The organism is Bacillus sp. (in: firmicutes) (assembly GCA_012842745.1).
Classification (GTDB): domain Bacteria; phylum Bacillota; class Bacilli; order Bacillales; family Bacillaceae_J; genus Schinkia.
Map to the genome: position 1 here is coordinate 1 of DUSF01000051.1, position 12002 is coordinate 12002.

Sequence of the window (12002 nt, forward strand, 5' to 3'; positions counted from 1 at the left end):
TAATATACTTTAATTATAACACTGTACGGATTAGTACGCCATTATTTATATGCGAAATTTGACAAAAAAATATAAGCCTACGTTGGCTTACAGTCACTTTTTATTTGAATTAGGTGTAAAACTCCCGCATTAAAAAAGCGTAAATTGAATTATAAATGACGTTATAGTATAATCTACTTAATAAAGCATAGAATGAAAAAGAGACCGCAGGTGCTCTAACACCTACGGTCGAGTACAATAGTCGCCCCTCACAGAGTGGCTGGCTCGAATAGTCTTGCGAAATAGACCAATCCCTAAAAACTTGCTCAGGGTCTCAAGGGAGGTCTATTTCTTTTTGTCTTGTGACAACATAGCAACAATCAGTAATCCGAATGTTAACATTAGCATTAATGCTTCGAATGTTGTCATGGGCACCACCCCCTTTCTATCGGGAGTGAGCCAGACCGCCCTTGAGTGAGCCGATTCTATTGTACGAATTATATTATACCAAAACACTTCCATTGCGGGGGTGTTTTTTAAATGATGTGATAAAAATGTAAATAGTGTGGAAATACCTTCCTCCTTTAAGTAGAATTATAGAAAAATGGGGAGGTAAAAAATGTTAGGTTTCATTATCATTTTTTTTATTATTTGTGGCGTAATAGGCATGGTATTGGGCTTCTTTGTCTTTTTAGGTAAAAGTATTTCAGACTCCGTTGGTTCCAAGGACATTAGTTGCCCAAATTGCTCAAAGGAAATGAAATTACTTCGAAATGGTTCTGATTGTCCAAAATGTAAAGTTAGAGTATATGAAAATGGTGATGGAGAAATAAAATTCAATTAACATTAGGTCGCTAATATGGCGACCTTTTTATTATGCTCAGAAAGGCGTGTGAGAATATGGATTTAGGCGAATTAAAAGCTAAAATATCAGCCGACAGAAGCCAATTTAAGGCTGAGATTGAGTCGATGAGAAAAGAGCTTGCTGACGTGGGCGAGCAAGGCAAGAAAACCGCAACTAATATCAATGAGATTTCAAGTTCTGTAGGTCAGTTAGGTAATACAAAAGAAAAAATCGCTAAGTTGACGGAAGCGCTAGATAATACAAACGCTAAAATTGAGCTTCAAAAACAGAAACTAGCCGAATTAAAGAAATCCTACGAGAACGCCTTTTCAGATTCTAAGAAAAACAAGATACAAGAACAAATATTGAACACGGAAGCCACTATATTGCGTTTAACAAAAGCATCTGATGAAACAGCACAGAAGATTTGGCAACTCGAAGATCAAATGAACGATGCTGCAAAAAGTGCAATAGGTTTCAACTCAAAAATAAGCGAATTGAATTCTACACTTTCGGAGATAGGTTTAAGTTCGAAACAGATTGAAATGATTAATAATGCGATAAAAAAGTCAAATCCTGAAATTCTTGAAAAGCAACTTGCTCGTGTATCTGATGAATTAAAAAAACTTGGTGTAGACAGTAAACAAATTGAAAAGATTCAAAAGGAACTAAGAGAAGCTGGGAACGAAGCTAAAAAGACAGGACAAGGTTTTGGTCAGTTGAATAATGCCCTAGCCGCTTTAGGTGCTGGAGCCGCATTTCACGGTATTAAAAATGCTATCAAAGCAACGATAGACGAAGCGAACAAAATGCAAATGTCCGTACAGGGGTTAGTTGAGGTTTCGAAGTCCTTAAATGTTAATGTTAATGCCTCTACAGAATTAGCTCAAGAATTGGCTACTAAAGGTTTTTTGAGTATTGCAGAGGCATCGGAAGCAGTAAAAACATCCCTAGCAATGGGATTAAATCTTGAAGAAACTAAAAATTTAATCTTAGCATTGGGCGATGCGGCGGCTTACAATCGTGAATCTCACTTAGAATGGGGTGAAGCGGTTGTACAGGCTATTCGTGGTATCAAGCAAGGTAATTCAACTTTAACGGATTCTGCAGGTATTACAACTAACCTATCAGTAATGTACGACAGGTATGCAGCTAAAATCGGAACAACTGCAGCTAAATTAACAGAAGCGCAAAAGGTGCAGGCTGCATACAACGGTATGCTTGAAGAATCCACATTGTACGCAGGTAATACCGAATCTGCCTTAGATGGACTCCAAGGTGCTCAAGCTAGATATAACGCCAGCATGAAAGAATTAAAGTCTGAAATCGGCGAAGCCTTTATGCCTATCATTGCCGATACATTGGAGTATTTAACACCAATCATTATTGAATTAGCAAAATGGTCAGGTGAAAATGAAAATCTCGTAGTATCAATTGGTGTCGTGTCATTAGGTGTTACCGGTTTAATTAGTTTGTTAACCGCTGGCGCATTTGCTTTTAATACTATAAAAACTGCTGCAGTAGAATTTAAATTGTCATTGGGACCAGTTGGTTGGGTGTTAGCAGGATTATCAATAGCAGCAACTGGATTAACTGTTGCGTATTCTAAAATGGCTGACGAAACTAGAAAAGCGGAACAAGCGCAAAAGCAATTCAAGATGGCAATTGAACAAAATGAAGCTAAATCAATGAATTTGGCTAAGGAATACGATAGCCTTGCAGAAAAACTAAAAAAGGTAAGTACAGATACAGATGGAGCAAAAGCAGCTAAAGACAGAATGGCAGAAATCATGAGTGAGTTACAAAAACTATCACCAGGTATTGTTCAAGGATACACCGATGAAACGGGAGCAATAAAAACAATGACAGGTGAAGTAAACTCTCTAACAGAAGCACTTCGAAAAAATACGATCGAGAAAATGAGAAATGCAAAATTAGCATTAGATGACTTGAACAAAAGGTATGATACAGTTCAGAAAAAACGGCTTAATCTTATAAAAAATCAAAAAAAGTATTCGAGTAGTAAAATTCGTGAAATTAATGCAGAAATCATGAAGGAAGAAGATGCTGTTAGGAAGCAACAAACTGCTATTCAAGATATTTATAATAGCTTGGAAAAATCGATACAGGATCAAGACTTGCAAAAATTTTTAGGTGGAGGTGGTGAAAAAACTGGCGGTGGAGGAGTAAAAACAAAAGGAGGAGGTTCTTCAAAAACATCCCTTCAAAAACAAAAAGAAGATATTGAAAGGGAGAAATACCAAGAATCCTTACGCTATATTCAATACAAAAAGAACCTTAACCAAATGACTGTTGATGATGAATTGGCAGTTTATGAACGTTTGTTAGAACGTTATAAACAATACAGTGACATCAGAATGGAGCTTGATGAAAAGATTTATCAAACAAAAGGTGTTTTGGCTAAGAATACGTTTGAAAGCTCTGCGGAATGGATTGAACAAGAAGAAAGAAGAATGAGGTTAAGCGGTAAAACTGACCAAGAAGTGGCTCAAATGAAATTGGATGCTTGGGAACGTGTCCGTTCACGATATGCCGAAAACACGGAATATTACAAGCAGGCCGATACAGAAGTTTACAACCTTCGTATTCAGCTGATGAAAGAACATGAACAAGCATTAAAAGATTTCCAGCGTAAAGAGGAACAAGCATTTAAAGAATTACAGCGAAAAATTATCGATGCCATAAAGGACTCACAGCGCAATGAATTAGAATCTATTCGTAAGCGTAAGGATGCTGAAATTGAAGCGTTACGAGACAGGGAAAAAGAAGAACTTGATTCTTTGGATAGGCGCAAGCGGGAAATTGAGGACTTCTATAACAGTCAATTGGATGAAATAGACGAACAAGAAACAGCGAATGAAAAAGCTGAATTAATTGCTGAACTTGAAAAATATCGATTGGCCACATCTAAAGAGGGGCGCGAGAAGTTTAAAGAATTGCAAAAAAGACTTGATGCAATTGACAGAGAAGAGCATCGAAAAGCATTACGAAATCAAAAAGATGACGAACTTCGAAATCTTGATGATCGCAAATCCAATGTTAAGGACCATTACAGTGAAAAAGAACGTGAAACCAGACAGCATTATGATAACGAATATGAAGTAGCTCAAGAACATTATGAAAGCTTGTTAAAAGAAGTAGAAAATTACACTGGTGATGTTATTGGGTTGGAACAAATGGTGGCCAATAGCAGAATTGAGCTTAATCAAACGGCAAACAAGTCAATTATAGAACAAACAAGAGCTTTTGTATCCGAATACAATAGCCTAATCGAAGGAATGAAAAGGGAGATTAGCACACCAAGTTATTATGGTAGTCAAGAAGAAAGTATAATTCAACAAATTCCATCAGGATGGACTGACACAAATAACACTGGTGGACTTCATAAAGAAATCTGGGGACATGACTATGGTGTTGATAAAGAAGGAAAAGTTTATAAAAATAATAGGCTTGTAGATTCTAATAATTACAGCTATCTGCCAGATGAGGTATTATCCGTTTCGAAATCTAGAAGTACAGGAAAATATCATACAGGCGGACAAGCTGGTGTAATGAACTTTAGTTTCGGTGATAAATTAATGCCAGACGAGATTGCGGCTATTCTACAGCAACATGAGTATATTTTTCAGCCTAAGCAGTTAGAATCTTTGCTCCTAGCTGCTAATAATCAGGGGAAAGGTGAGGTTATCCAGCATAACTACAACGCTCCATTATTTGAACACAGCGGCAATGTAAATCTGAATGACAAAGCAGACATAAAAGGCTGGGTAAACGAAACCGACAAACTGGTAACAAGGCTCCGTGCTAACGGTAAGAAAGGAGTGTTTTCGAGATGAACATCACTGGTTATTTAGATGGATTTACATTTAACGGTAAACATTCAAGTGAATATGGAATTATAGTAACATCTCGAAATATTCCAATGTTATCTGAAGCCAGGACTGATAATCAACAAATACCAAATAAAGATGGTTCGTATGATTTCTCCGATGGAACATACGATGATAAAACCTTATCTGTTACATGTGAGTTCATAGTTGATGATGTTAGTTCATTTCGAAAAAAAGCTCGTCAACTAGCAGCATGGTTAATAACACGAAATAAAGTCCCATTGATTTTCGATGACGATAATGAAGTTTATTATAATGTTCGTCTAGTTAATCAAATTGATTTAGACCAATTCACAAGCATTGGAGAATTTACACTTGAATTTAAGTCAGATCCTTTTGCTTATTCTGTCGATGAATTATCGGTTCAAACAATTTTAAATACAAAATCAAAATCAAAATTGGAAGTAATCTCGGAAAGCACGGTCAATACACCGACAAAAACTATTATAAAAAATCTTGGTTTGACAACAATAAATGGTTTGAAGATTAAAATATCAACACCTAAAGGCAGTTAAGGAGGCGAAATAGTATGGGCGCTATATCTAATTATTTAGAAGAAAAATGGTTGTCAGAAACATTTGTTACAAAAGCTGTCTATCTAGCTTTATTTACGAGTGATCCAACGGATGCTGATTCTGGAGTTGAATTGTTTGGTGGAGGTTATCAAAGGCAACGAATTCATTTTGCGGCTCCCATTCAAGTAGGTGGAAAAGGGCAAATTCAAAACGAACAAGATGCTATTTTTCCTCAAGCAAGTACAGATCTTGGTAAAGTCACGCATTTTGGAATATACGATGCTGCAACTAAAGGAAATCTGTTGTTTCATGGTGCTTTAACTACACCAAAAACAATTGAAACCAATGATCAGTTAACATTTTATGCGGGAAATATAAAGCTATCTTTAGATTAGGGAGGTAGCCCTAATGTTGTCTTTTAATACAAGCGGCTTTAATCAAGGTTTTCAAAGTAATGCGTTAATCGGAAATATTAACGTTGTTGGACTTTCTGAAGCAATATTAATAGGAAATGCTGTTTTCTCATGCGATATCTTAGCTGAATCTAAAGGATTAGTTAACTTTACTCCTACCTTAAAAATAGATGTACATGCTTTAGCGGAAGCTAAAGCTACACAATTTAACAAAGTAACACTAATTCGTATTGGTAAATGTCTAGCAGAAGGTAAAGGCAAGATTGAAATTAGCGATGCTTTTGTAGGTATTGTTCGAGAATTATTTTATAAAGGCAAGCTTAATCCCGGGGACCAGCTAGTAATTGATTCTGATAAAATGACAGTCGTAAAGAATGGTATGAATGACTTACGTAATTTCGAAGGTGATTTTTTTGAACTAAATGGTGGTAAGAATATAGTAACAATTGATGACGGTGGTAGCAAAAACGATATTCATATTCGAATTAGTTATCGTAACCGATTTGCATAAGAAAAGAGGCGAGAAAGCATTGTGTCAAATTATCCTATAGTATTCGATAAATTTTCAACATCTTATACAGGCTATGGCGATGCGATATTAAACAACGCTAAAGAAGTTTGCATTAAGGAAAGAATTAACGGAGACAAAACATTAGATTTAGTATTGCCGCGTAATGATACTAAGTGGAAATATATTAAAAATGAAAATTTCATAAAGGTTGAGCGAGATTTATTTATAATCCGTTCCACGAATGAAATAAAAGATGATAATGGCAATCTACTAAGTAATATTCAGTGTGAATTTATATTTTTCGAACTAGTAGATTGCTATGTTTATGATTCTGTTAAAGATTTAAACGCCAAGGAATTTATTGCCCAATCAGCACAAATTATTTTGGATGATGTATTGTCAAAAACAAGATTTAAAGCAGATGCAAGCAGATTAATTGGTCTTAACGATTTGTGGCTAGAAAATGCAACAGCTGTTATGGCAATACAAGAAGTTCGTAAGCTTTGGAAATGCGAGTTTGTTTGTAATGGATTACCTGATGTGGACGGTAAATTCAAAATAACTTTTTATGAGTCAATCGGAAATGATACAGGCGTACAATTTCGCTATAAAAAGAACCTACAATCAATTAGGAGAACTATTGATTCCAGAGACGTTACAACGCGTCTTTATATTTATGGAAAAGATGGTCTTGGTATTCGAGGAGCAACTAAGAATAAGACTGATAAGGCTTATATAGATAGTCAATATATTAATGACTATCCACGACCTAAAGAAAATTATGTTTATTTTCGCGATATTGATAATAAAGATGAACTGTACGATAAGGGCAAAGAACACCTAGAGAAGGTTGAAAGACCAAGAGTAACATATGAGGCAAATGTACTTGAACTAAAAAAAATAGCAGGATTTAACACTGAACTTGAGTCGTTTGGTCTAGGTGATGTTATTAATGTTTTGGATGACGATTTAGAAGTTAACGTGCTAGAACGAATTGTAGAATATGTTCGGTACCCATTTGAGCCTAAAAGGTCGAACGTGAAATTAGCTAATTTTGATGCTGAAATGGAAGACTTTTTAGCTGATTTAGACAATGCTAAATCATTAATTGAAAATACAACAACGGAGCGTGGACGCCTTAATACACATTGGCTAGATGGAATGATTAATGCTCTACAGAATCGTATTGTTGCCAGTGGTGCATATAAAACAGCAGAAGTCCGAGAAAACGAAGGGATTTTATTTGAAAATACAGATAAAACAAGCGCCGATTATGGCGCTCTTTATATTGGCCCAAATATTTTAGCGATAGCTGATACAAAAAAATCTAATGGTTCTTGGAGCTAAATATCTTTGGTTCCTAACCTCTTTAAATGCTGGAAAACCCTAAAGCCTTTAATACCAAAGTGTAACAATTTAAAGGATGATACAATGGGCAATCAGCAGGTTAAGTTATATTAAATTGACAACACTCGGTACACGTATTATCATTTTGATAATAGTTGACAAGGGGATGATGTTGTTGTCAAGAGATTCCAAAGGTAGATTTAAAAAAGGCGTAGGTTTTCAAAACCTAATAGGCCAAGTGTTTGGTCGTTTAACAGTATTATCCAAAGTGGAAGGTTACAAAAAAGATCGAAAGAGTTATTGGATGTGTGTTTGTGAATGTGGTAATGAGAAAGTTGTAAGAGCAGATTCTTTGAAGTCTCAAAAAACAACTTCTTGTGGTTGTTATAACGTTGACTCACACAAAAAACATGGTCAGTTCAATACATCTCTATATCATAAATGGGAAGCAATGAAATCTAGATGCTACAATCCAAATAATATAAAGTATGATATTTATGGTGGTAGAGGTATAAAAGTATGTAATGAATGGATTGAGTCTTTCAATAATTTTTATGAGTGGTCTTTACTTTCTGAATATGAGGAACATATACAAAAATATGGTAGAAAGAATACTACACTAGACAGGATAAACTGTGATGGCAATTACGAACCTAATAATTGTAGATGGGCGACCATAAAAGAACAAAACAAAAACAGGAATCTAAATAGGAAAAATAGCTTAACCTCAACGACTATCGAAACAGAAAAAGCCTACTAATTGTAGGCTTTTTTCAATGGAGTAGAGTACAGCACAAGCTAATGGTGCTGGAAACAAGAGGGTACTTTTACAAGTACAAGATATAGTCTAATCTTGCGGGAAACTGTAAGCAGTTCATAAGAGAACGGTATAGGTGTTGCGAACTTATACGAATATGATGGGAGATCATTTGGAACGGGCAGTGGATTTACGGCGGATGAAATTAACGCGGGAGTGTTGCGCGCCGCACTTGTAAAAATTATCGCTGACACAGCGACGTATATCGATGGAAGTGGCATCCATGTAGTTGATAATAACAACATAGAAAGACTTAGAATCGGAAAATATGCAGCCGATAAATTTGGTCTATTGTTACGAAATAAAGCCGGTGACACAACGATTATTAGCGAGGATGGGTTACTGCAAACGTGGCAAGAGGGGCGATCTGATAACGTCGACGAATATAGTCCGCTAGTGCTTAACCTGTATATTCCGTCAGAAACGATAAGCATTAAAAAGGCGTTACTACGATTTAAGTTGCAGCCGTTTAGGGCGTATAGTAAAGGCGCCAAATCAAAATCATTTAACGCTACATCAACGACAACTCATGGTGGATGGAACGAAACGAGTAAAGGCGGCGGGTATTATAGTAATGACAGCGGGGCAGAGGATTGGATGCCAGGAAGAAATGGCCATGACCACGGGTTAGAGGACGGACTCTATATAGCGATTACTGATGGATTCGGTACTAATGTCGTTGGCTCAAGAAGATGGGTTAAATCAGGTCAACACGTTCATAAAATACAAATACCGGAACATAGTCACAGATTCGAAATAGGTTCCCATTCTCATAACTTTACTGTACCGGCTCACGGTCACGATATCGAATACGGCATATACGAAAGTTCAAGCGCAACAGGTGTAGGTGTGATAATTAATGGTGTTGATAGAACATTAGCACTAGGAGGTAAATTCAATAGTGACAGAAATGGGCTTAACATTACAAGTTACATGGAAAAAGGCCAATGGAACGAAATTAGACTAACTAGTAATAAACTAGGAAGAATTGATGCTACAGTATTTACTCAAGCATTTATCGGTGTGTAAAGGAGTGAAAGAGATTGAAGACAATGTACAAAGCAATAGCGAATAGTCCGTCTACACAATTAGCTACAGCTATATCTGATACGGATAAAACAATCGAACTTGTCGATGGATCAGTGTTGCCTGATGCACCAAATTTGGCAGTTATCGGAATCGGTGAAACAGCTGAAACAATTTTGTATGTAGAGAAGAATGGTAATATTTTAAATAATGTCTCAAGAGGATTTCAGGGAACCGCCCAAGCATGGTCAACTGGTGTAAAAGTAGCTAGGAATTTTACCGCGTATGACCATGATGCTTTTAAAGAAAACATTGAAACTTTAAATCAACAAGCTGGTGATATTGAAAATTTAACAACTGTAGAAAAATCAAATCTTGTTGACGCCATTAACGAATTGCTTACAAAAATAGGTGAAACAGGCTCGCTAACAACAGATGAAAAAAGTAATTTAGTAGCTGCAGTTAATGAAATTAAACAAAAATTTACTGCACACTTGGCTGATAACGAGAAACACATTGCACCTACAGAACGGACATCTTGGAATAACAAGCAAAATGCGTTGGGATATTCTCCTCTTAATAAAGCGGGAGATACTATGTCTGGTAATTTAGGTATAGATAATGCTGGCCCAGGTATTGTTCTTAATTATAACGGAGTAATCAAGGGAAATTTTTATTATTTAGCTGGTGATGATTGCCTTTATTTGTTTAATAGAGATGGAGCATCTACTTACAGGGGAGGCTTCCGCTTTAAACCAGATAAAAATGTAGATATCTATGACGGAACAACGTACAGAAAAATTTGGCATGCTGGAAATGCAGGTCCTTTTTACGTTGGTCTAGGAAGTCCAGAAGGAGTCGTTACTGCTTCTGTCGGTGCTATCTATCAGCGCACTGATGGCGCAGCGTCTACTACTCTATATGTCAAAGAATCAGGAACCGGGAACGTGGGGTGGAAAGCGAAATGATGAAAACATGTGTGGTATTAAATGGAAAGACAATTAATGTTGGTGAGTGGGATTATCAATTTGTAGACGTTGACGGTGAACAAGTTGCGCAGAATCCCATTCCAGATGGTGCGGTCATTGAAGAACGTGATTTTGAGTATTCTGAAGAATTTGGTTGGCGTGAAACATGTTTTGTTCCACAACCTACTGAAATTGAAAAACTACAACAAGAAAATGCTGATTTAGCATTTAACATAATGCTTGTTGAAGGCGAAGCACAAACAGCGCGTCAAGAGGTTGCTGACTTAAACTTTACACTAATGATTAATGGGGTGATTTGATATGCTAACATTTGAAAAAATCAAAGGATACTATGAAGGTGGATATTGGACAAAAGAACAAGTGGAAACAGCGGTTAAATACAAAAAAATTACAACAGAACAATATGAAACAATCACAGGAGAAGCGTACACGGAGTAGGATTTTTTTATTTTGTTCAAGGTTTTGTTAAAAATAAAAAAGGGCACGATATTGTGCCACCAATCAATGCGTTATTAGAATTATTCGTATATGCGAATAGGGGTAGTATCATTTCTAATTTCTACTATTTGGTATAAATAGTAAGAAAATAAAAGTAATTGGATTAAAGAAAAAACTATTTTTATTTTCTTTAGTCTCTTCTTTTGAAGGAAATAAAGAAGGACTCCTGTTAAAATAGCAAGAATAATTGAGCTAATAGGCGTAACAAATAAAACCCAATTCTTCGTAGAATCGAATCCGTGTATTAATTTACCTAAAACGAAATAAGCTGAGAGCAAGGAAATAAGGTACCAATAATTAAAAGTGGATAAGACAGAGATTAAAAGAATAAAAATAATATCCAAAGTTTTTTTCATAAGTAATAATCGTCCCCAAATCAAAGTGTGTAGTTATTAACAAATTATAGCATAATTTAGGTTTTGTTCCTAATTTAGGGAGGTTATTGTAGTTTTTTGACGAATATATTGTGTGTTAATTATAAAAAACTATTAGGGGGATATTATGAAAAAAAGTTTAGTAGTTTTAATGTCTTTAATATTTTTATTTAGCTTATCTTTGTTAACTTTTGATTCTAATGAAGTTAAGGCAGCTACTATTGGTCAACAATTATTAAAGCCTGAGGAAGGTTGGAAAAGATATGATGATACGGATCCAGCTATTAAGTATTCAGTAGGTTGGACTAAATCTACTGTGACAACTGAAAATCCTCCTAACTATAATAACACCCACTCCAGTACAATGTTGGGTGGTGAGAAAATATCATTTGATTTTATAGGTAAAAGTATTCGTATTATAGTGAGAGCATCTCCTTCTAGAGCATCGCAAGTAAAAGTAACTATAGATGGAATTGTGAATCACTATAGTGAAATATCACCTATAAGCATTAAGCAAATGTTAGCATACGAAAAAACAAATGTTAAAGAAGGTAGGCACACTGTAGTTATTGAGACTATAGAAGCAAAAATAGCCACACTTGATGCCATCGACATCGACTCAACGGGTTTTTTAATTCATCCAGATGATATTGTCCGCTGCCATTTTCAATGGCAGTGTTTTTTGTTGTTTTAGGAAAATTTTATGTCGGTACTTTTGGAGGGAATTATGCGACAATGTATAAATGTAAATCATTCCCTTGCGGGAGGAGGACAAAAA

At 35.8% G+C, this 12002-nt stretch carries 12 protein-coding genes; all 12 read left to right on the top strand.

The window, feature by feature from the left end:
- Nucleotides 1–598: 598 nt before the first annotated feature.
- The 12 genes from GX497_13735 to GX497_13790 all read left to right on the top strand — a co-directional run bounded on the left by GX497_13735 (nucleotide 599) and on the right by GX497_13790 (nucleotide 11918).
- Nucleotides 599–823 carry a hypothetical protein gene (locus GX497_13735; GenBank protein ID HHY74255.1) on the top strand — a complete coding sequence of 75 codons (225 nt, stop codon included), beginning with the start codon at nucleotides 599–601 and terminating at the stop codon, nucleotides 821–823.
- Between the two features lie 56 nt (nucleotides 824–879).
- Nucleotides 880–4680, top strand: coding sequence for a hypothetical protein (locus tag GX497_13740; protein ID HHY74256.1), 3801 nt, complete (start codon nucleotides 880–882; stop codon nucleotides 4678–4680).
- On the top strand, nucleotides 4677–5249 hold the full coding sequence (locus GX497_13745) for a phage tail family protein (GenBank protein HHY74257.1): 573 nt from the start codon (nucleotides 4677–4679) through the stop codon (nucleotides 5247–5249). Before GX497_13740 ends, GX497_13745 begins: the two co-directional genes overlap by 4 nt.
- Nucleotides 5250–5263: 14 nt before the next feature.
- Nucleotides 5264–5644, top strand: a complete 381-nt coding sequence (locus GX497_13750) for a hypothetical protein (GenBank protein ID HHY74258.1) — start codon at nucleotides 5264–5266, stop codon at nucleotides 5642–5644.
- Between the two features lie 13 nt (nucleotides 5645–5657).
- Complete coding sequence (locus GX497_13755) at nucleotides 5658–6173, top strand: hypothetical protein (protein HHY74259.1); 516 nt, start codon at nucleotides 5658–5660, stop codon at nucleotides 6171–6173.
- 21 nt (nucleotides 6174–6194) lie between these two features.
- Nucleotides 6195–7520, top strand: a complete 1326-nt coding sequence (locus tag GX497_13760; protein ID HHY74260.1) for a hypothetical protein — start codon at nucleotides 6195–6197, stop codon at nucleotides 7518–7520.
- A 175-nt stretch (nucleotides 7521–7695) separates the two neighbouring features.
- Nucleotides 7696–8280, top strand: a complete 585-nt coding sequence (locus tag GX497_13765; protein HHY74261.1) for a hypothetical protein — start codon at nucleotides 7696–7698, stop codon at nucleotides 8278–8280.
- Nucleotides 8281–8496: 216 nt separating this feature from the next.
- Complete coding sequence (locus tag GX497_13770; protein HHY74262.1) at nucleotides 8497–9366, top strand: hypothetical protein; 870 nt, start codon at nucleotides 8497–8499, stop codon at nucleotides 9364–9366.
- Nucleotides 9367–9380: 14 nt separating this feature from the next.
- The gene (locus GX497_13775; GenBank protein HHY74263.1) at nucleotides 9381–10331 is read left to right on the top strand and encodes a hypothetical protein; all 951 of its coding nucleotides are present in this window, start codon (nucleotides 9381–9383) and stop codon (nucleotides 10329–10331) included.
- On the top strand, nucleotides 10328–10651 hold the full coding sequence (locus GX497_13780; protein HHY74264.1) for a hypothetical protein: 324 nt from the start codon (nucleotides 10328–10330) through the stop codon (nucleotides 10649–10651). The genes GX497_13775 and GX497_13780 overlap by 4 nt, the downstream gene beginning before the upstream one ends.
- A 1-nt stretch (nucleotide 10652) precedes the next feature.
- Nucleotides 10653–10790, top strand: coding sequence for an XkdX family protein (locus GX497_13785; protein ID HHY74265.1), 138 nt, complete (start codon nucleotides 10653–10655; stop codon nucleotides 10788–10790).
- 561 nt (nucleotides 10791–11351) lie between these two features.
- Nucleotides 11352–11918, top strand: a complete 567-nt coding sequence (locus tag GX497_13790) for a hypothetical protein (protein HHY74266.1) — start codon at nucleotides 11352–11354, stop codon at nucleotides 11916–11918.
- The last annotated feature ends 84 nt before the right edge of the window (nucleotides 11919–12002 follow it).

Bases quoted from the DNA above. Each gene is read 5' to 3' on its own strand.
- GX497_13735 (HHY74255.1), top strand. From the start codon at position 599: ATGTTAGGTTTCATTATCATTTTTTTTATTATTTGTGGCGTAATAGGC.
- GX497_13790 (HHY74266.1), top strand. From the start codon at position 11,352: ATGAAAAAAAGTTTAGTAGTTTTAATGTCTTTAATATTTTTATTTAGC.
- GX497_13750 (HHY74258.1), top strand. From the start codon at position 5,264: ATGGGCGCTATATCTAATTATTTAGAAGAAAAATGGTTGTCAGAAACA.
- GX497_13780 (HHY74264.1), top strand. From the start codon at position 10,328: ATGATGAAAACATGTGTGGTATTAAATGGAAAGACAATTAATGTTGGT.
- GX497_13755 (HHY74259.1), top strand. From the start codon at position 5,658: ATGTTGTCTTTTAATACAAGCGGCTTTAATCAAGGTTTTCAAAGTAAT.
- GX497_13740 (HHY74256.1), top strand. From the start codon at position 880: ATGGATTTAGGCGAATTAAAAGCTAAAATATCAGCCGACAGAAGCCAA.
- GX497_13785 (HHY74265.1), top strand. From the start codon at position 10,653: ATGCTAACATTTGAAAAAATCAAAGGATACTATGAAGGTGGATATTGG.
- GX497_13745 (HHY74257.1), top strand. From the start codon at position 4,677: ATGAACATCACTGGTTATTTAGATGGATTTACATTTAACGGTAAACAT.